This window comes from Montanilutibacter psychrotolerans (assembly GCF_003719825.1).
GTDB lineage: Bacteria > Pseudomonadota > Gammaproteobacteria > Xanthomonadales > Xanthomonadaceae > Montanilutibacter > Montanilutibacter psychrotolerans.
On the sequence record NZ_RIBS01000003.1, the window covers coordinates 338,775 to 358,153 of the forward strand.

At 66.7% G+C, this 19,379-nt stretch carries 21 protein-coding genes and 1 tRNA gene; 6 read left to right on the forward strand and 16 right to left on the reverse strand.

The features are described 5' to 3' along the window. Positions 1 to 2: 2 nt before the first annotated feature. The 3 genes from EER27_RS08235 to EER27_RS08245 are packed head-to-tail and all read right to left on the reverse strand — an operon-like array spanning position 3 to position 2,753. Positions 3 to 773 (reverse strand): ABC transporter ATP-binding protein, encoded by a 771-nt coding sequence (locus EER27_RS08235; RefSeq protein ID WP_123087547.1) that lies wholly within the window; start codon positions 771 to 773, stop codon positions 3 to 5. A gap of 13 nt (positions 774 to 786) precedes the next feature. Beyond that, positions 787 to 1,542 carry an ABC transporter permease gene (locus EER27_RS08240; RefSeq protein ID WP_190285702.1) on the reverse strand — a complete coding sequence of 252 codons (756 nt, stop codon included), beginning with the start codon at positions 1,540 to 1,542 and terminating at the stop codon, positions 787 to 789. Positions 1,543 to 1,577: 35 nt separating this feature from the next. Next, positions 1,578 to 2,753 carry a cystathionine gamma-synthase gene (locus tag EER27_RS08245; protein WP_123087549.1) on the reverse strand — a complete coding sequence of 392 codons (1,176 nt, stop codon included), beginning with the start codon at positions 2,751 to 2,753 and terminating at the stop codon, positions 1,578 to 1,580. A gap of 53 nt (positions 2,754 to 2,806) precedes the next feature. Between EER27_RS08245 and EER27_RS08250 the strand changes: the two genes are divergently transcribed. Next, entirely contained in the window at positions 2,807 to 3,847 is a 1,041-nt protein-coding gene (locus EER27_RS08250; RefSeq protein WP_123087550.1) for a sulfotransferase family protein, read from the forward strand. Positions 3,848 to 3,980: 133 nt separating this feature from the next. Here EER27_RS08250 and EER27_RS08255 read toward each other — a convergent pair whose 3' ends face one another. The 5 genes from EER27_RS08255 to EER27_RS08275 all read right to left on the reverse strand — a co-directional run bounded on the left by EER27_RS08255 (position 3,981) and on the right by EER27_RS08275 (position 8,551). After that, entirely contained in the window at positions 3,981 to 4,922 is a 942-nt protein-coding gene (locus tag EER27_RS08255; RefSeq protein WP_123087551.1) for a 2OG-Fe(II) oxygenase family protein, read from the reverse strand. Then, positions 4,919 to 6,295 (reverse strand): pyridoxal-phosphate dependent enzyme, encoded by a 1,377-nt coding sequence (locus EER27_RS08260; RefSeq protein WP_123087552.1) that lies wholly within the window; start codon positions 6,293 to 6,295, stop codon positions 4,919 to 4,921. Before EER27_RS08260 ends, EER27_RS08255 begins: the two co-directional genes overlap by 4 nt. 401 nt (positions 6,296 to 6,696) lie before the next feature. Further along, the gene (locus tag EER27_RS08265) at positions 6,697 to 6,915 is read right to left on the reverse strand and encodes an HP1242/YdcH family protein (protein WP_123087553.1); all 219 of its coding nucleotides are present in this window, start codon (positions 6,913 to 6,915) and stop codon (positions 6,697 to 6,699) included. A 362-nt stretch (positions 6,916 to 7,277) separates the two neighbouring features. Then, entirely contained in the window at positions 7,278 to 8,225 is a 948-nt protein-coding gene (locus tag EER27_RS08270; RefSeq protein WP_123087554.1) for an OmpA family protein, read from the reverse strand. Next, positions 8,222 to 8,551 (reverse strand): DUF4398 domain-containing protein, encoded by a 330-nt coding sequence (locus EER27_RS08275; RefSeq protein ID WP_223807229.1) that lies wholly within the window; start codon positions 8,549 to 8,551, stop codon positions 8,222 to 8,224. Before EER27_RS08275 ends, EER27_RS08270 begins: the two co-directional genes overlap by 4 nt. A gap of 146 nt (positions 8,552 to 8,697) precedes the next feature. Here EER27_RS08275 and EER27_RS08280 point away from each other — a divergent pair, with 146 nt between their 5' ends. Next, a complete protein-coding gene (locus EER27_RS08280) occupies positions 8,698 to 9,813 on the forward strand; it encodes a PilT/PilU family type 4a pilus ATPase (RefSeq protein WP_123087556.1) in 1,116 nt (371 codons plus the stop codon). A 60-nt stretch (positions 9,814 to 9,873) separates the two neighbouring features. On the opposite strand, the gene maiA is transcribed toward EER27_RS08280, so the two are convergent. Both maiA and EER27_RS08290 read right to left on the reverse strand, forming a co-directional pair. Continuing rightward, positions 9,874 to 10,536 (reverse strand): maleylacetoacetate isomerase, encoded by a 663-nt coding sequence (gene maiA, locus EER27_RS08285; RefSeq protein ID WP_123087557.1) that lies wholly within the window; start codon positions 10,534 to 10,536, stop codon positions 9,874 to 9,876. A gap of 83 nt (positions 10,537 to 10,619) precedes the next feature. Beyond that, positions 10,620 to 11,609, reverse strand: coding sequence for a fumarylacetoacetate hydrolase family protein (locus EER27_RS08290; protein ID WP_123087558.1), 990 nt, complete (start codon positions 11,607 to 11,609; stop codon positions 10,620 to 10,622). 163 nt (positions 11,610 to 11,772) lie between these two features. Between EER27_RS08290 and EER27_RS17325 the strand changes: the two genes are divergently transcribed. Both EER27_RS17325 and EER27_RS08300 read left to right on the forward strand, forming a co-directional pair. After that, positions 11,773 to 12,510 carry a helix-turn-helix transcriptional regulator gene (locus EER27_RS17325; protein ID WP_123087559.1) on the forward strand — a complete coding sequence of 246 codons (738 nt, stop codon included), beginning with the start codon at positions 11,773 to 11,775 and terminating at the stop codon, positions 12,508 to 12,510. Positions 12,511 to 12,671: 161 nt separating this feature from the next. Continuing rightward, a complete protein-coding gene (locus tag EER27_RS08300; RefSeq protein WP_123087560.1) occupies positions 12,672 to 13,292 on the forward strand; it encodes an acyl-homoserine-lactone synthase in 621 nt (206 codons plus the stop codon). Positions 13,293 to 13,645: 353 nt separating this feature from the next. On the opposite strand, the gene EER27_RS08305 is transcribed toward EER27_RS08300, so the two are convergent. The 5 genes from EER27_RS08305 to rplM form a co-directional block, all read right to left on the reverse strand. After that, positions 13,646 to 14,467 carry a DUF3050 domain-containing protein gene (locus EER27_RS08305; protein ID WP_223807230.1) on the reverse strand — a complete coding sequence of 274 codons (822 nt, stop codon included), beginning with the start codon at positions 14,465 to 14,467 and terminating at the stop codon, positions 13,646 to 13,648. Between the two features lie 21 nt (positions 14,468 to 14,488). Then, entirely contained in the window at positions 14,489 to 14,908 is a 420-nt protein-coding gene (locus EER27_RS08310; RefSeq protein ID WP_190285703.1) for a hemerythrin domain-containing protein, read from the reverse strand. Between the two features lie 477 nt (positions 14,909 to 15,385). Further along, positions 15,386 to 15,460: transfer RNA gene (locus EER27_RS08315), tRNA-Gln, on the reverse strand. A 12-nt stretch (positions 15,461 to 15,472) separates the two neighbouring features. After that, complete coding sequence (gene rpsI, locus EER27_RS08320) at positions 15,473 to 15,865, reverse strand: 30S ribosomal protein S9 (RefSeq protein ID WP_123087562.1); 393 nt, start codon at positions 15,863 to 15,865, stop codon at positions 15,473 to 15,475. Positions 15,866 to 15,874: 9 nt separating this feature from the next. Continuing rightward, a complete protein-coding gene (rplM, locus tag EER27_RS08325) occupies positions 15,875 to 16,303 on the reverse strand; it encodes a 50S ribosomal protein L13 (RefSeq protein ID WP_123087563.1) in 429 nt (142 codons plus the stop codon). A gap of 130 nt (positions 16,304 to 16,433) precedes the next feature. Here rplM and EER27_RS08330 point away from each other — a divergent pair, with 130 nt between their 5' ends. After that, positions 16,434 to 17,672: a (Fe-S)-binding protein gene (locus EER27_RS08330; protein ID WP_123087564.1), complete on the forward strand. Its 1,239-nt coding sequence runs from the start codon at positions 16,434 to 16,436 to the stop codon at positions 17,670 to 17,672. A gap of 9 nt (positions 17,673 to 17,681) precedes the next feature. Further along, positions 17,682 to 18,323 carry a 2-polyprenyl-3-methyl-6-methoxy-1,4-benzoquinone monooxygenase gene (coq7, locus tag EER27_RS08335; RefSeq protein ID WP_123087565.1) on the forward strand — a complete coding sequence of 214 codons (642 nt, stop codon included), beginning with the start codon at positions 17,682 to 17,684 and terminating at the stop codon, positions 18,321 to 18,323. A 93-nt stretch (positions 18,324 to 18,416) separates the two neighbouring features. Here coq7 and speD read toward each other — a convergent pair whose 3' ends face one another. Next, complete coding sequence (speD, locus tag EER27_RS08340; RefSeq protein ID WP_123087566.1) at positions 18,417 to 19,211, reverse strand: adenosylmethionine decarboxylase; 795 nt, start codon at positions 19,209 to 19,211, stop codon at positions 18,417 to 18,419. Between the last annotated feature and the right edge of the window lie 168 nt (positions 19,212 to 19,379).

Here is a 19,379-nt window from a genome sequence, read left to right on the forward strand (position 1 = left end):
GCTCAGAGAACGGCGGCTTCGGCCGGAACGCTCTTGATCAGGTCGCGATACGACGCAAGCGCCTCCTTGATTCCGCCGTAGAAGATCATCCGGCCGCGCTCGAGCACGATGCCCTTGTTGCAGACGCTGTTCAGCAGTCCGGCATTGTGGCTGGCGAGCACGACAATCCGGCTGCCGTCCACCCGCCCGGCCAGGCGTTCCTTGGCCTTGGCAATGAACTCGGTATCGCCTGTGCCGATCCATTCGTCCATCAGCATGATGTCGTGCTGGACCGACGTCGAGATGGCAAAGCCCAGGCGCATGCGCTGACCGGCGGACAAGGTCTTGAGCCGGTGGCCGATTTTCTCGGTGAGCCCGGCGAATTCGACGACCGGCTCGATCAGGTGGCGGATCTGCGACGAGCGCAGACCAATCGCGGTTCCGCGCAGGAAGATGTTCTCGCGTACGGTCGCCTCGGCGTTGAAGCCCAGCGAGACATTCAGCAGCGCCTGGCACGAGCCGTTGACCTCGACCGCGCCGCGGGTTGGGGTGAAGGCGCCGTTGAGCACGCGCAGCAGGGTCGATTTGCCCGCCCCGTTGCGTCCGATCAGGGCGATCCGGTCACCGTCGTGCGCTTCGAAGCCGATATCGGAAAGCACGGTCCGGGTTTCGCGCCGCGGCGGATCGAACGCAGCGTTCAGCAGCGTGGCGAACCACGTCTTCGCAGACCGCTCGTTCTGCAGGTAGATCGGAACCTCGAGGCTCACGCCGCGGGCAATCAGGGAAACATTCATTCGGTCACCCGCATCAGACCCAGATCGGCACGTAGCGCGCGTACCGCTTGTACGCCAACGCCGCCAACATCCAGCCCGCGACCGTAAAGACGGCCAGGTAATAGAGAGTGAAGTGCTCCAGCGGCTCCCCCAGCAGCGGCGCACGAACGACTTCGATCAGGTGGTACAGCGGATTGAGGCGCATGAAGGTCCCGTGCACGGTCCCCATCGGTGCCCGACTCGCGTACCAGAGGATCGGCGTGAGGATGAAGCCAAAAATGAACACGCTGCCCATCAGTTCGTGGATGTCGGGGAAGCGCGCGCCAACCAGCGCGATGATCACCGCGATCCACATCACGTTTACCAGCACCAGCGGCACCGAGACCAAGGCAAACAGCCCACCCGCCAGTTCCAGTTGTGGCGCCCGCAACAGGGCAATGGCCACCACCGGCGAGGCGACGATGAAGTAGAACAACGCCTTGGCCACCACGCGCAGGAAAAAATCGGTCAGGCGCTGGTGGCCGTCGAGGATGAAGGACTGGTGGCTGGGCAAGACGCTGGAGGCCTCGTTGATCACCATCGAGAGCAACCGGAACATCAGGTAGCCCAGGCCCATGTGCGGCATGAACTCGGCGGGCGTCACGCCCTGCAGCCGCGCGAAGAAGTACCCGATTCCCCACACGTACAGCACCGCCGGCATCACCAGCCACAGCAGCCCGAGCCGGGACCGACGGTACTTCGTAACGATTCCGAGCCAACTGGAGTAGGCCCAGAATTCCGGACGGCGCACGCTATCCGCAAAATCGCGCCACAACGAACGTTGCCTCACGTCAAGGCACCCGCCAGCTCGTCGCGAAGGTCGTCGAGGTTTTCGACGCCGACGCTCAGGCGCACGAGGTTGTCGGTGACACCCAGCTGGGCGCGACGCTCGGCCGGCACCGAGGCGTGGGTCATGATGGCCGGGTGGTTGACCAGGCTCTCCACGCCGCCCAGGGACTCGGCCAGCGCAAACAGCTCGGTGCGCTCGCAGAATCGCTTGGCCGCCGCCAACCCGCCCTTGATGTAGATCGAGACCATGCCGCCGAAGCCGTTCATCTGACGCTGCGCAAGCGCGTGCTGCGGATGCGACTTCAGGCCGGGGTAGATCACCTTCTCGATGGCGGCGTGCGACTCCAGCCACTGCGCCAGCTGCATCGCGTTGTCGCAATGCGCCTGCATCCGCAGGTGCAGGGTCTTCAGGCCACGCAGGGCCAGGAAGCTGTCAAACGGGCCCTGCACGCCACCGATCGCGTTCTGCAGGAAGGCCATCTGCTCGGCCAGCTCGGTGTCGTCGCCGACCACGACCATGCCGCCGACGATGTCGGAGTGGCCGTTGAGGTACTTGGTCGCCGAATGCATGACCAGGTGCGCGCCCAGTTCGAGCGGGCGCTGCAGGATCGGCGAGCTGAAGGTGTTGTCGACCACGACGATCAGGCCGCGCTTGCGCGCGATCTCGGCGATCCGGGCGATGTCGACCAGCTTCAGCAGCGGGTTGGTCGGGGTTTCGATCCAGACCAGTTTCGTCTCCGGGCGGATCGCGGCCTCGAAGGCGGCGACGTCGCTGAGATCGACCCAGCTGAAATCCAGGCCGGCGGAGCGGCGACGGACGCGCTCGAACAACCGGTAGGTGCCGCCGTACACGTCGTCCATCGCGATCACGTGGCTGCCAGAATCCAGCATCTCCAGAATCGTGGAGGTGGCGGCCAGCCCGGAGGCGAACGCGAACCCGCGGGTGCCGCCTTCCAGCGCGGCGACACAGCGCTCGTAGGCGAAGCGGGTCGGATTGTGGCTACGCGAGTACTCGAACCCCTGGTGTTCGCCGGGGCTGCTCTGGACGTAGGTGGACGTCGCATAGATCGGCGTCATCACCGCGCCCGTGCTCGGGTCCGGCGATTGCCCGGCGTGGATCGCCAGGGTGCCCAAACCGGGCTTTCGCGCCCCTTCCGGCTGTCGTTCGGTCATAGGGAACTTCCGCTTCCGCTAGCATGCGAGGGTCGCGGATTCTAACATTGACCATGCGTCCTCCCCTTCGCCTGCCAGGCGACTTCAGCCTCAGTGCAGCCTATCCGTTGTTCGCGCTGGAGCCGGCCGGGGAGACCGCACTGGTGCTGCATTTCACCGCCGATGACTACCGGCGGGCGAGCTTTCTCGATCGCCGGGCGCTGGCCCATCGCGACATCCCCGGCTGGCAGCCCTCGCGCGACGAACTGACCCAGGCCCTGGCCGGCCCGGCCGCCGGGCTGCCGGTGCACTGGCTGTTCCACATCGGTCACTGCGGCTCCAGCCTGCTCAGCCGCCTGCTCGACCTGTTGCCGGGCGTGCTGGGCCTGCGCGAGCCGTTACCGCTGCTGGCGCTGGCCCAGGATCCAGACGGGGCGCCGGCGTCGCCCTGGTGGCCGCTGGCGGTACGCGCGCTGGATCGCGGCTTCGACGATACCGCGGCAGTCGTGGTCAAGCCGAGCAGCCAGGTGGCCTGCCTGGCCGCGCCGCTGCTGGCTGCGACCTCCGGCAGGGCGTGCCTGCTGTGGGTCGACCTGCAGGACTGGTTGGCCACGATGCTGCGGGACCCGGGCCTGGTCGAGGCGGCCTTGTCGGGCGAGGTGGCGCGCCTGGCCGGCGGTGATCGGACGCCCGCCGCCAACGGCATCGGCGAGCGGCTGGCGCGGGTGTGGCTGGCCGCGCAGTGGCGCTGGCAGCGCCTGGTCGACGATCCGGCACTGGCCGGGCGCCTGGTCGATCTCGATTTCGCGGCGCTGCTGGCCGACCCGGCCGGAACCACCGCCGGGCTGGCCCGCCATTTCGGCCTGCCCGTGCCCACCGACTGGGACGCCCGGATCCGGGTATCGGGCCTGCTGGACCGTTACGCCAAGGATCCGGACCAGGCTTTCGATGCCGGCAGCCGCCGACGCGAGCTCGATGCCGCTGGTCGGACACACGCCCACGACGTGGCGGCCGGGCTGGCCTGGGCCGAGCGCGCTCTGGCCAACACGCCCGACGCGGCGATCACCGCCCGCCTGCGTCCCGCGGCCGGGCCCGGTGGCCGATCCGGCGACTGAGGCTGGCGATGTTTGAGCCTGGCCGCACCGAGGCGGGCCGTACTGAGTCGCCTGGGAGCCGCTGAACAGGGCGATCGGCCTCCCGCAGCCACCCGGGCTACCTGCCCCCGGCGGGCGCTCGGCCGGACAACCATCAGCCCAGGAACGTCGTCATCGCGTAGCGCGTCCCGCGGTGCACCGGCAGCACCTCGTGCAGCAGCGAGCACGAAAACACCAGCGCGGTACCGGTGGCTGGCGAGAAGCGGTGCGGACCGAATTCGGGGTACCGGAACTCGCCGCCCTCGTAGTCGCCGGCGTTTAGGTTGACCGACAACGCGAAGCGGCGGTGGGCCACGTCCGGGGTGTCGTTGTCGCGGTGCGCGCGGAAGTAGCCGGCACCTTCGGGGTAGGCAAGCAGCTTGAACGGGTCGCGGCGCTGCACACCGAACTGGAACACCCGCGCGATCTCCGGCAGCGCGCGGCGCAGCACGCGTTCGTGCATGCGCGCCTCGAGCGCCGCATCGCGCGGGAAGCTCTCGCGCCGCCGTTTGACCGACGGATCGATCTGCAGGGTCTGCCGCCCGTTTTCGAGCACCAGCACCGCCGAGGCTTCGCCGCCGCCGCAATCGATGTCGAGATGGCGGATCAACGCCTCGCACAGCTCCCGCTCGAACACACCGGGAATCTGCAGCACCGGCGCGATGCGGACGGTCTGCTCCGGGAGCAGGGGCTGCTCGGTGGGAAACGGCGCCGGTGGCAGGGCCAGCGGCAAGGCGTGGCAGGCCATCAGGCGAAGGTTCTCGTCAGCCTGCCACAGCAGCGCGTGGCCAAGGCCCTGGCACCACGCCGGATCGGCCGCGAACGCCCGCCACGGCGCGGGGACGTCCAGCGCCGCGGGACCGACGCACAACGCGACCACGCCATCCGACGGCGCCGGCAGTCGCGACGCGGCCGTCGCGTCGGCCGGGGTCGCCAGCCACACCGGGGCGCCGGCAAACTCGCCGTGCAAGGTGACCGCGTTGCCGTCGGCCGCCCGCAGGCGCACGTCGGGCAGGCGGTCGCCCGGCAACCAGTGCGCGGGCAACGGAGGGTTCACTGCACGCGCCGGCGCAGGTAGTTCAGCAGGTCGATGCGCGTGATCAGGCCGAGGAAGCGGTCGCCATCGACCACGATTGCCACGTGCCCGCGATCGAACACCGGCAGCAGCGACTCGATCGGCGCGTGCACGTCCACCTTGTCGAGCTTGCTGACCATCGCCGTCGACACCGGGTCGCGGAAGCGCGCCTCGTCGCCGTACACGTGCAGCAGCACGTCGCTCTCGTCGACGATGCCGACCAGCTGATCGCCTTCCATCACCGGCAGCTGCGACACGTCGTACAGCTTCATGCGCTGGTATGCGGTGACCAGCAGATCGTTCTGGCCAACCACCACCGTGTCGCGCTGCGAGTACGGACGCAGGATCAGGTCGCGTAGATCGTTGCTCGGGGCACGCTCGAGGAAGCCGTTGTCGAGCATCCAGTAGTCGTTGTACATCTTGGACAGGTACTTGTTGCCCGTGTCGCAGACAAAGACCAGCACCTTCTTGGGCGTGGTCTGCTCGCGGCAATACTTCAATGCCGCGGCCAGTAGCGTGCCGGTGGACGAACCGCCCAGGACGCCTTCCTTCTCGAGCAGCTCGCGCGCGGTCAGGAAGCTTTCCTTGTCGCTGATGGCATAGGCGCGCTTGACCCGGGTGAAGTCCGAGATCGGCGGCAGGAAATCCTCGCCGATGCCCTCGACCATCCAGCTGGCGGACTTGTCCGACAACGTGCCGCGGTTGATGTATTCCTCGAGGATCGAGCCCACCGGATCGGCGAGCACGAGCTCGGTGTGCGGCGAGTGTTCGGCGAAGCAACGCGACAGGCCGGTCATGGTGCCGGAGCTGCCGCAGCCGAACACGATCGTGTCGACGCCGCCGACCTCGGCCATCTGTTCGAGGATCTCCGGACCGGTGCCGTGCTCGTGCGCCGCGGGATTGTCGGGGTTGCCGAACTGGTTGATGAAGTACGCGCCCGGGGTTTCGCGAGCCAGTCGCTCGGCCATGTCCTGGTAGTAGTCGGGATGGCCCTTGGCCACGTCCGAGCGCGTCAGCACCACCTGCGCCCCCATCGCCTTGAGGTTGAAGATCTTCTCGCGGCTCATCTTGTCGGGCACGACGAGGACGAGGTTGTAGCCCTTCTGCTGCGCGACCAGCGCCAGGCCGATGCCGGTGTTGCCGGCGGTGCCCTCCACGAGCGTGTCGCCGGGCTTGATGTCGCCCCGCTTCTCGGCGGCCTCGATCATCTTCAGCCCGATGCGGTCCTTGATCGACCCGCCGGGGTTCTGCGATTCGAGCTTGAGGTAGAGCTCGCAGACGCCGGTGTCGAGGCGCTGGGCTTTGACGATCGGCGTGCGGCCGATCAGTTCGAGTACAGAAGAGTGGATGGCCATGCGGAGCGCGCTTTCCAGGGGCCGCGGGAATCGCGGCGGACCGGACGATTCTAACGGGCGAACCTTGCCCGCGACCCTGGCGGGAAGTCCTGGAAGGCGATGTCCGTGTCGGGCGATGCGGTCATCGCCCTGCGACGCGTTTGCCTGCGCAACGCGCCCCTGACGCATGTCGCAACGCCACGCGGCCGTCAGGGCCGGCCTTGCGGCCGGCGACGGTGGGAGAGAAGGGACGTGTCAGCGGGAATCGCGGGAGCCGGCCATCAGGACGGCCCCCGGCCCGGCATCACGCAACTGCCTGGGACCTCCGGGCGGCTGATGCGGCAGTCGCCGCTACCCCGGGGCACCAGATCCGCGACGACGACGACCGACGAGGGAGGTCGTCGCCGTCACGGCTGGAGGCGTCAATGCGGTCGCGTGTCGTACAACTGGAGCAGGCGGTCCTTCGCAGCAAGCTTCTCGCGCTTCATCTGTCCCAGGGTGGTGTCGTCGATCGGAAGTACGCCCAGTTCGGCGTCCGTGACCTTCTTGTTGAGCAGCTTGTGCCGTTGATAGAGCTGCTTAAATTCCGGGTTGGACTTGATCAGCGCGTCGATTTCCAGCTGCGGTTGTTCTTCGAACATGAAAAGCCTCCTTCAGCTTGTTGTAAGCCCAGGCCCTGCGGCCCGGACTCTCGGACAAACCCCCATGCACAAACGCCCCGGCCGGAGGGCCGAGGCGTTGTTTGGATCGATCAGGGGCACCCGGCGCAAATCGGTTACGTCACCACACAGACGAGCCGGAGCGCGGTGCGCGGCGGCGGGGTCCTGCTGGTTCAGCGATTGCGTCATTGGCCGGGCTCATCGCCAAGCAGTTGGTAGCCGCTTGGGTATCCGACCCTACTCCTCCCTCCGGGGGGTGGCAAGGCGACTTTCGTCTACAGCGACCAACGGTCATCGCGGGACGGCGCGCGCCCTACGATGAAAATAACCAATTGATAACAAAGCTATTTCTGCGGGACGATCACTTCAACCCGACGATTCCGGGCGCGACCTGCGGCACTGCCGTTGTCGGCCACCGGCTCGGCCTGTCCACGCCCGACGGCCTGCACCCGCGAGCGCGGAACGCCAGCGGCGACCAACGCGTCACGAACTGCGTCGGCGCGCCGCTGCGACAGCGCCAGGTTGCCGGCGGCATTCCCGTCGCTGTCGGTGTGGCCCTCGATCCGGACCGCCCCGCCACCCGTCTTCACGTAAGCGGCCAGCGCTCGCACGCTGCCGGCCGCGGCGGCGGTGAGCGTGGCCTGGCCCGACCCAAACGCGTCGCCGGCCAGCGTGAACACCTCGCCACGCGACTCGTGGCGCGAGGCCGGCAGACGCCCCCCACCGGCCAGCAGCTCGGCCTCTTCACGCGCCAGGGCGGCTTCCTTTTCCCGAGCGGCGGCAAGCTTGGCCGCCTGCGCCCCTGTTGCGCCCTGCAGCGCGGCCTCGACGTCCTGCATCGCCTCGGCGTCGGCCAGGGTCTGCTGGCGCAGGCGCGCGGCCTCCTCGGCCTGTACCTGGGCGGCGATCCGCAGGCGCTCGGCCTCGGCACGGGCGCGCTCGGCATCGCGGCGGCTGGCCTCGACCAGCAACTCGCCGCGCTCGCGGTCCAGCCGATCCACCTCGCGCTGCGTTGCCTGGCTGCGCGCGGCGATCTGGGCGATCTCCACCCGGCGCTCGGCGACATACAGCGCGGCATCGCGATCCCGGCCCCGCGACGCGGCAAGCGCATCGACCGCGTGGCGGGCCTGCAGGCGCTCGAAGGCGGCAAAGCCCGACGCCTGCGCTTCCGCTTCGACGGCGCTCAGGCGCTGGTTGAGAGAGGTAACGGCATCGACGGCCGGCGCGGTCTGCGCCTGGGCGCCAAGCACCGGGGCCAGCAGCAGGGCCAGCAGCAGGGGGCGCGCGTTCATCGGCCGCCCTCCGTGCCCAGCTGGCGTCGCAGCTGGTCGAGTTCGGCGCGGCGCTGTGCCAGCTCGGCGGTGGCCACCGCGTCGCGGCTCTTGGCGTAGGCCAGGTCCGCATCGGCCGCGGCAAACAGCGCAAGGCGTCGCACATCGGCATCGCGGCCCTTGCTCATCGTGGCCTGTGCCTGTGCCAATGCGTTGCGGGCGGCGGCGATTTCGGCCGCCGCGTACTGGTCCGCATCGGCGCCATCGGCGCGAACGACGGCCTGCTGCGCGGCAGCCAACTCGTTTGTCGGCGGCGGCAATGTCGCACAGGCGCTCAGGCCAAACACGGTAGCAATCGACAGTAGCGGGATTCGAAATTGTGCGAAGCTAGTGGTCATTTGGGGTGCCGTGGCGAAGGGGTGTCGCTCGGCCATTGTCGGAAGCCTGCGGCGCGCATGCAACGGTCACGCCGCCGCCAACGAGGGTCAAGTACATGGACATCGGCTATTTCCTGAAGCTGATGACGGAAAAAAACGCTTCGGACATGTTCCTGAGCACCGGCGCGCCGGTTTACATCAAGATCGAGGGCAAGCTGCATCCGCTTGGCAATACCGGGCTGCCGCCGGGCATGGTCAAGAAGATTGCCTACTCGCTGATGGACGAAGGCCAGGTGCCGATGTTCGAGCGCGACCTCGAGCTCAACATGGCGTACGCACTGGCCGACGCCGGCCGATTCCGCATCAACGTCTTCAAACAGCGCGGTGAGGTCGGCATGGTGATCCGTGCGATCCGCAGCGTGATCCCGTCAATCGAGGAACTGCAGCTCCCGCAGGTGCTCAAGGACATCATCATGGCCCCCCGCGGCCTGGTGCTGATCGTGGGTTCCACCGGCTCGGGCAAGTCGACATCGCTGGCGTCGATGATCGACTTCCGCAACAGCAACACCTCCGGTCACATCCTCACCATCGAGGACCCGATCGAGTACCTGCATCGCCACAAGAAGTCGATCGTCAACCAGCGCGAAGTCGGCCTCGACACGCACGCCTTCCACAACGCGCTCAAGAACGCGATGCGCGAGGCGCCGGACGTCATCCTGATCGGCGAGATCCTCGACTCCACGACGATGGAAGCTGCGATCGCGTTCGCCGAAACCGGTCACCTGTGCCTGGCGACGTTGCACTCCAACAACGCCGACCAGACGCTTGAGCGCATCCTCAACTTCTTCCCCGAGGCGGCGCACAAGAACGTGCTGATGAACCTCGCGCTGAACCTCAAGGCCGTGGTGTCGCAGCGCCTGGTGCTCGGCGTCGATGGCCGTCGCATGCCCGCTGCCGAGATCCTGATCAACACCCCGCATGTCCGCGACCTCATGCGTCGCGGCCAGGTGCACGAGATCAAGCAGGCAATGGAAGAGTCGCTGGAAGAAGGCATGGAGTCGTTCGACCAGTGCCTGTTCCGGCTCTACAAGGAAGGCAAGATCGAGCAGGAGGAGGCGCTGCGTGCCGCCGACTCGCGCGATGGCCTCGCGCTCAAGTTCCGCCTGTCCGAAGGCGGCACTGGCGAGCACGACCCGTACGCGGATGTGTTCGACGCGCACTCCGCACACTGACGCTTCCGCTCCACCGCGACACCCAGAAGGCCGGGCTTGCCCGGCCTTCTGCTTTCTGCGCTACACGGACGGGGAGTCGGGTTGCTTCTCGGGACGCGCAGCATCGAACGCCGGCAGCGCCAGGCACGCTCGCTCGATCTGCTCGATGGCCGGAAATGCCGAGATGTCGACACCGAAACGGCGCGCGTTGTAGACCTGCGGCACGATGCAGCAATCGGCCATCGTCGGCACGTCGCCTTCGCTGAAGCGGCCGGTCGACGGATGGTCGCCCAGCATCGCCTCGATGGCCTGGAAGCCTTCCGAGATCCAATGGCGTACCCACGCGTCGCGCTCGTCCTGCCCCATCTCGCATTCACGCTCCAGGTACTGCAGCACGCGCAGGTTGTTGAGCGGGTGCACGTCGCAGGCGATGGCATTGGCGATTCCACGCACGCGCGCGCGGCCGCGGCTGTCGGCCGGCAGCAGCGGCGGCTGTGGCCAGGTTTCCTCGAGGTACTCGAGGATCGCCAGCGACTGCCGCAACAACCGGTCGCCGTGGCGAAGCACCGGCACCAGCTGCTGCGGGTTGATCTGGCGATAGTCGGCCGAATGCTGTTCGCCACCATCGCGCAGCAGGTGCACGGGCAGCGTCTCGTACGCCAGGCCCTTCAGGTTCAGCGCGATGCGCACGCGAAATGCCGCGCTCGAACGCCAGTACGAATACAGCTGCAGATTGCCGCTCATGGATCATCTCCGCCTGACGACGGCATACCGCCGTCGGGTCGCCTGATTGGTCGCGGCCGGCCCGGGCGGGCCGGCCCGTTGCCTCAGCCCGCGTCGGCGCGCTCGATGCGTTGCTCGATCGCGCCGAAGACGTCACGCCCATCGCGATCGAGCATCTCGATGCGCACGACATCGCCGTAGGACATGAAGGGCGTCTGCGGCTTGCCCAGCTCCAGCGTTTCGACCGTGCGGCGCTCTGCGAAGCACGATGCGCCCAGCGAAGTGTCCTCGTTGGCGACAGTGCCGGAACCGACGATGGTGCCGGCGGACAACGGCCGGGTCTTCGCCGCATGCGCAACGAGCTGGGCGAAGTTGAACTGCATGTCGACGCCCGCCTCGGGCGCACCGAACCACTCACCGTTGATGTGCGTCAACAGCGGCAGGTGCAGCTTGCTGTCCTGCCAGGCGTCGCCAAGCTCGTCGGGCGTCACGAACACCGGGCTCAGCGCCGAGCGCGGCTTGGACTGCAGGAAGCCGAAGCCCTTGGCCAGTTCGTTGGGGATGAGGTTGCGCAGGCTGACGTCGTTGACCAGGCCCACCAGCTGGATGTGGGAGGCCGCCTGTTCGGCAGTGACCGCCATCGGCACATCGTCGGTGACGATCACGACCTCCGCCTCGAGGTCGATGCCGTACTCTTCGCTTGGCACGCGGACCGCGTCGCGCGGGCCGTAGAAACCGGCGCTGACCGCCTGGTACATCAGCGGGTCGACGTAGAAGCTTTCCGGCACCTCGGCGCCACGCGCGCGTCGGACACGCTCGACATGCGGCAGGTAGGCGCTACCATCAACGAACTCGTAGGCGCGCGGCATCGGCGCCGCGAGGGCGGCCATGTCGAGGGGGAACGCAGCATCGGCCTGGCCGGCATCGAGCGCGGCGGAAAGCGCGTTGAGGCGCGGCGCGATGTTTGACCAGTCCTCGAGCGCACGCTGCAACGTGTCTGCAATGCCGGTTGCGCGAACGGCGCGTGTCAGGTCGCGCGACACCACGATCAACGTGCCATCGCGACCGCCTTCCTTCAGACTGCCAAGCTTCATTGTGTACCCCGGTTTGTACTGCGCCCTTGCGCGATCGTTACAATTGTAACTGCCTGACGATGCCCTATTGTCCCGTGTCGACCTAGCCGTCGGCCCGGGTCCACCCCCCATCCCCGCCACCGCTCCCGCGGTATCGTGGCCCGGGGATTTCACAGGACGTGAAATGTTTCCGGCTCTCGAGACCCTGCGTGGATTGACCACCTACGCTTCCGCCGACGAACTCACCGTGGCGGTGGATCGCCTCACCAAGTCCATTGGCGTCAGCCATTGGTTCTACGCGATCAATTTGCCATTGATCGACGATCGTCACGCCCATTTCAGCCTCGGCGGCTACCCCCCGGGCTGGCTCGAACGCTACCTCGAAATGCAGTACCTGCAGATCGATCCGCTGGTATCGCATTGCCACGATCACGCCACGCCGTTGTCGTGGGCGGAAGCAGTGGGCGACAACCGTGCGATCGCCGACCCCAGGCTGCAGAAGGTCCGCCGGATGTTCGGAGAGGCCGGCGAGTTTGGCCTCGGCGCGGGCGTCAGCGTCCCGCTGCACGGGCCGGGCGTGTGCTGGGGACTGATGTCGTTCGCGTGCGACGCGCGCAATGGCGAAGAGCTCTCGCGGCGCATGCCCGAGCTCCATCTGCTCGCCCATTTCGTGCACGAGGCCGGGCGTCATTTCGCACGCGCGCGCACCCAGCAGACGTTCCCCGCACTCACCAAGCGCGAGCGCGAATGCCTGTTCTGGGCGGCGCAGGGTAAGACCAGTTGGGAGATCGGCCAACTGCTGGTGATCAGCGAGCGGACCGTGATTTTCCACCTGCAGAACGCGGCGCAGAAGCTCGGCGTCTGCGGCCGCCAGGCCGCGATTGCGCGCGCCATTTCGATGGGCCTGATCGCCCCGCAGTAACTCCCGGACGGGCCGGATCTGGCCCGCTCCGCTCCCTTCCAATCACCTCGTCTGCCAGCCAAGGCGGGACGCCTATACCTCTATCCTGTCAATTGCGCCAGCTGTCATTGTTGTCAGCTTGCGTTCACCTGCGACTTCCTATCACGCAAGGAGTCCAGGCAATGACACAGATCACGATTGCGCGCGCCGGCGAAGCCGCTCTTCATGCACCACTGCTCGACAGCATGTACCGCCTGCGCACGGACGTTTTCCACCATCGACTTGGCTGGGAGGTGCGAGTCGAGAACGGTCGCGAGCACGATTGGTTCGACCTGATCGGCCCGTACTACGTCGTCGCCCACGAGGCATCGAGCTCGGAGCCGCACGCAGTCGGTTGCTGTCGACTGCTGCCGACCCAGGGACCGAACATGCTTCGCGACATCTTCCCGTTCCTGGCCGATGGATCGGCGGTGCCGGTCGGGCCGCGCATCTGGGAGATCAGCCGGTTCGCGGTGGCCGAGGACCACACCCGGGGCCTCTATGGCTTCAGCGACCTGCCCACCACGATGATGGCCGAGGTGATGCGATTCGCTGCTTCACGCGGCATCGAGGCGATCGTTGGCGTCACCAGCGCACCGTTCGAGCGGATGCTTCTCAAGCTCGGTCTTCAGCTGCACCGTCTCGGCGAGCCCCGTCGCATCGGCAACGTCAAGAGCCTGGCGTTTTATCTGCCTGTGAGCGATCAGAACCTGCTCGCGCTGGGCGTTGAACCGGTGCATGCGACGCTGGCCGAAGCCGCCTAATCGCAGTGTCGGTGGAGAGCACCGGGATGCGGCAGTGGTGCAACCCCGCGATGGCGCCGTGCAGGGATCCCTGCACGGCGCGACCGGGGTGCCTCTCTGGCGCGGCGAGCGCCGAGCGCCCGACGACCACAATGACGGCGTCCTTGCCGCCTTCATCCATGGCGGATGCCGCCTTTCGACAGCCCCCGCGCCCACCAACAGGGAAGGTCTGGACAAGCCCATCCGTGGACTTGCCCAGACTCGGCAAGTCCGGGAAGTCCCCGAACCTGCCCTCGCCAGATCAGGGGCTTCTGCTCCTGATCCACGAGCGCGCCGTCCTTGGCGCGAGACCTCTGAACAAGTTCACAGGTTCCCTAAGCGAACACACTCGCCTCCGGTGTCTCTTCCATGAAGTGCTGCTTACGCTGTGCACGGATGAGATTCGACGCCCCGTCCCACAACGCATGTCTTGCAATAAGTGCCTGCCTGGCGGCCTTGCGCGCCTCCGCCAAACCGCGCGGATCGCGTGCGAGCTCGTCCGCGATGAGCCGATTCGCCGCCGGACCGTGACTGTCGCCATCGAGTTCGATGTGGCGTTGCAGGTAGTAGACAAACCCGCTCGCCTGCCCCGGAGCGATTCCCCACCGGTCCAGCAGCCCCTGGAACATCCCCGGGATCACGTTCTCGCGCCCGTAGAAGAAGCTCGCCATCACTTCGAGCGTGCTGCCTTCGCGTGCCGTCTCGATGGTGTGGCGCACGAACGCACCAACGAAAGCCGGGACCGAGGCGGAATGCAGCGCATCGGTCAGTGTCTTGCCCTCGCGCAGACATTGCGCGAAACGGTTGAACATCGCAGTCGATGCGCCGACATCGCGCATCGCCGCCAGGTAGAGGTCCAGGTGACTGGCTGGCTGGCCAGTGACATCCAGGTCACTTTCCTCGGCCAGGACGATGTCGTTGATCAGGCGTGCCGCTGCCGGATTCGCGGGTGGCATCCACGGCAACTCCACGCAGGTGAGATCCCGCTGCAGGCGCTTGACCAAGGACATGAAATCCCAGACCGCAAACACGTGTACCTCCATGAAGCTGCGCAACGCCTCCACATCTGCCAACTGCGAGAACACGTGGTGTGTCTCGAGCTGTCCGCGCAGACGTTGCATTTCATCGGTCAGAACGCCATCGACATCCTTGTCCACGCCAATCCCTCCTTGGGACAGTTACGAAAACGCCGATTCGCGCATCGGCTGGTACAGCGGGTAAAGGCTGTTCTCCTCGCGTTCGATACGTTGGGTCAGCAGCGCCCCGACTGCGCGGTAGTCGCCGAGAAAGGCGTCGCGCGTCGCGACATCGAAGGTCGCCAGTTGGTACTTCTTCACGAAATCCACCACGCCGCGCGCGATCGTGTTCATCTCGCGCCGGAAGCTCCTGATGAGTTCGGAATTCAGGCTGTCACCACGCAGGCTGTTCTCCACGTAGTTGTAGAAGCGGACGTTCTCCGCAATGAGATGGCCTTCGAGCAGGGTCTTGAACGACACCAGCGCGGCCGGGATCTGCTCGAACGCGCCGATTTCCGCCTGGCGCCCGATCGAACCGAAGAGATTGACCAGTTCTGCGTGGTCGCGTTGCAGCGAGTCCACCAGCTCAGGGTCGTAGGCGATGTCACGCGCCGGCCGCGCCGGTAACGTAACCGTTGCCCGCGGCGATGACTGTGGCTTTGGCGCCGGGGTTTGCCCCAGCAGCCTACGAAACACTCCCAACACATTGCCCCCTGTCTATCCGTCACCGATCCCCCAATCGGGGAGATGGAAATATCGTCGCATCGCGCTGCGCCGACACCTGACAGAACTGACAGGTCGGGATTGTCCTACCCCCTGGGGGCGGACTGGCTCTGGGCAGCGTGCCGACAGTCGGCCGGGCCGCGCGCCTAAGCCGTTGATCAGCGTGGCAATAGTTGGCATTTCAAGCCATGCGGAAGCCGTTCCGCGGGCGGCGCGAGGCACCGCCGGCCATCGGAACCGACAGGCTCACCCAAAAGCGGAAGGACCAGAACGCAAAAAACCCGCCGGAAGGCGGGTTTTTGCGCAGAAGCGCCGAAGCGCTCGCTAGCTGGGTTTTGGCTGCCCCGGATGGATTCGAACCACCGAATGCCTGAGTCAGAGTCAGGTGCCTTACCGCTTGGCGACGGGGCAATGAAACGTAGTTTAGCGCTTCGAGAACTGCGTGGCGCGACGTGCCTTGTGCAGACCGACCTTCTTGCGCTCGACTTCACGGGCGTCGCGGGTCATGAAGCCGGCCTTGCGCAGGTCGGACTTCAGCGACTCGTCGTACTCCACCAGTGCACGGGCGATACCGAGACGGATCGCACCAGCCTGGCCGGTGATGCCGCCGCCGGCAACGGTGACGTTGACGTCGAACTTGTCGGTCGACTGCGTCAGCTCGAGCGGCTGGCGCACGATCATGCGGGCAGTCTCGCGGCCGAAGAACTCTTCGATCGAACGCTGATTGATGGTGATCTTGCCATCGCCCTTGCGCAGGAACACGCGAGCGGTGGAGGACTTGCGGCGGCCGGTGCCGTAGTTCTGCTGGATTGCCATGTTCGTACCTTAGATGTCCAGCGTCTGCGGCTGCTGGGCGGTGTGCGGATGCTCGGAGCCCTTGTAGACCTTGAGCTTGCGATACATGGCACGGCCGAGCGGGTTCTTCGGCAGCATGCCCTTGACGGCGATTTCGATCACGCGCTCCGGGTGACGCTCGAGCGCCTGGCCGAGCGTCTCGGTCTTCAGGTTGCCGATGTAACCGGTGAAGCGGTGGTACTTCTTGTCGGTGAGCTTCTTGCCGGTGACGGCAATCTTCTCGGCGTTGACCACGACCAGGTAGTCGCCCGTATCGACGTGCGGGGTGAACACCGGCTTGTGCTTGCCGCGGAGACGGCGAGCCAGCTCGGTGCACAGGCGGCCGAGCGTCTTGCCCGACGCATCAACCACATACCAGTCGCGCTGCACAGTCTCGGACTTGGCGCTGAAAGTCTTCATGACGACACCCAGAAAAACGAATAAAGGTAAAACGGCGTGGTTCCACAAATGCGGAACGTAAGAGGCGGAATTGTAGCGGGCTTTTTTGGCCGCCGCAAGCACCCAAAGCGCACGTGCTAGCATCAGCGGGATGCCTCCCGCCCATCTCCAGCCCCCGGCAGACCAGCTGCAGGCGCTGGCCGAGCGCTGCGTCCAGTGCGGACTGTGCCTGCCGGCATGCCCCACCTACGCCAGCGACCGCCAGGAAGCGGAATCGCCTCGCGGCCGGATCGCCATTGCACGGGCCTGGGCCCTGGGCTCGATCGCCACGGACGCCACGGGTGACGCCCATCTCGATCATTGCCTGGGCTGCCGCAACTGCGAAGCGGTCTGCCCAGCGGGCGTGGATTATGGCCAATTACTGATCTCGGCGCGAGCCCTGCAGCGGCAGCGGCGACGGCCGGCCTGGCGGCAACGTTGGCTGGAGCGTTTGACTGCCCGCACGCGGACGCTGGCAGCCCTGCTGCATGCCTATCGCCTCGCGCACCGGTGGCTGCCTGCGGCCTTGCGGCCCCTTCCCTGTCCGCCCGGCCCTGCCATGCCCCCTTTGCCGCCGGCAAGCCACGCCATGACAAGCCCCGACACCATCGGGCTCTTCGTCGGCTGCGTGGCAGGGCCCTACGAAGTCGGGCTTCGCTCGGCGCTGGCGCGGCTCTGCTCGGCCGTCGGCGCAGATCTGTCGATCCCCGCGGGACAGACCTGCTGCGGCGCCCTGCACGTGCATGCTGGCAACGCCGGGGCCGGTCGACGGCTTGCGGCCACCAACCGCGACGCCTTCTCCAGTACTGGCACGGTACTGAGCCTGGCCAGCGGCTGCCATGACGCGATCGGCGCGGCGCTGCCCGCTGACAGCCGATTGCGCGATGCGATCGAGTTCGTCGAGTCACGCGCCGGACGCCTGTCCTGGCGGGCCTGCCATCGCACGATCGCGCTGCACCTGCCCTGCACCCAGCGCAACGCCAGCGGCTCGGTGCCCGCGCTACGGCGATTGCTGGCGCGCATCCCCGGCTTGCAGGTGGTCGAGCTCGACGGCGGCATGGGCTGCTGCGGCGCGGCCGGCACCCAGATGCTGACGGACCCGGAGCGGGCGCGCGCGTATCGGAAGCCGCTGATCGAACAGCTGGAACGCTCCGGTGCCGACCTGTTGCTGAGCGCCAACCTCGGCTGCCGGCTCCACCTGGGCAATGCCACCCAGGTGCCGGTCCTGCACCCGCTCGAATTTCTCGCCGGACTGCTCGACTCTGCGTTGACGGATACCGGATCGGCGGGCGCTGACGCAGCGGCCGCGACGACGCCGTCCGCATCGACCGGGGCGATGGCGACGCCGTAAACTGCGGCCATGACTGACCGTACGCTCGGCCCGATCGATCGCCTGCTCGACGATGCGCAACGCGCGCTGGATACCGTTTTCGGCGCCCCGCCCGCGACCCGTCCAAACCCCGCCGGCAACGAGGCCGACCTCGTTCTGGACGACGCCCAGCGTCGCCACGCCGCCGGGCTGATGCGCATCAACCACGTCGGCGAGGTCTGCGCGCAGGCGCTGTATTGCGGTCAGGCAGCGGTGGCGCGCGACGCGGTCACCCGCGAGCACCTGCTCGAGGCCGCACAGGAGGAAACGGACCACCTGGCCTGGTGCGCCGATCGCCTGCGTGAGCTCGACAGCCGGCCGAGCCTGCTCAACCCGCTGTGGTACGCCGGCAGCTACGCGATCGGCGCGCTGGCAGGGTTGCGCGGCGATGGCTGGAACCTCGGCTTCGTGGTCGAAACCGAACACCAGGTCGAAGCGCACATCGACGAGCACCTGCAGTCGCTGCCGGCCGAGGACGCACGCAGCCGCGCGATCCTGCAAGTGATGAAGGCCGACGAGGCCCGCCATGCGTCCAACGCGGAGGCCGCCGGCGCGCGCATCCTGCCGGTGCCGGTGCCGAGCCTGATGGCCGCGGCGTCGAAGCTGATGAAGGCCGTCGCGTACCGGCTCTGAGCGTCGCCGGCCCCGCGCGGGCCGCCGCCCGTTCCCCAGACAGCGAAAAGGCCGGCATGGCCGGCCTTTCCGAGTGCAGCGCGATCGCGAGGATCAGTCGGCCAGGTTGCGGCCGTGGTACAGCTCTTCGATCTCGCGCTTGAGGCGGGCCTCGATCTTCATGCGCTCCTTGAACGACAGGTTGCGCGCCTTTTCCTCGAACAGGTACGTGTCGAGGTCGAAGTCCTTCAGGTGCATCTTCGTGTGGAAGATGTTTTCCTGGTAGACGTTGACGTCGAGCATCTCGTAGCGCGACTTCACGTTCTTGGCCAGGTAGTCCTGGATCGAGTTGATCTTGTGGTCGATGTAGTGCTTCTTGCCCTTGATGTCGCGGGTGAAGCCACGCACGCGGTAATCCATCACCACGATGTCCGACTCGAGGCTTTCGATCAGGTAGTTCAGCGCCTTCAGCGGCGAAATCACGCCGCAGGTGGCGACGTCGATGTCGGCGCGGAAGGTCGCGATGCCGTTGTCCGGATGCGTCTCCGGATACGTGTGCACGGTGATGTGCGACTTGTCCATGTGCGCGACCACGGCGTCGGAGATGATCTCCTTGCCGGCGTCCTTCTTGTCGATCACCGGCTCTTCCGAGATCAGGATCGTCACCGACGCGCCCTGCGGGTCGTAGTCCTGGCGGGCGATGTTGAGGATGTTGGCGCCAATGATGTCCGCCACATCTGTCAGGATCTGGGTCAGGCGGTCGGCGTTGTATTCCTCATCGATGTACTCGATGTAGCGACGGCGTTCCTCCTCGGAGGCGGCGTAGCAGACGTCGTAGATGTTGAACGAGAGCGCCTTGGTGAGGTTGTTGAAACCTTGCAACCTCAGGCGCGGCAACGGCTTGACCACGATTTCGATTCCCGGTAGGGCGATGAGAAGCGGAATTATGCGGCAATTGGGGTTGCAGGGAAACGAAAGTCGCCCCGATCTGTCGCCTGACCGGGGATTTGCCGACTGAGGCGCTTGCCCCTAAGCTCCGGCTGGAACACGCCTGTACTGCTCCAGAATCCCACTCCG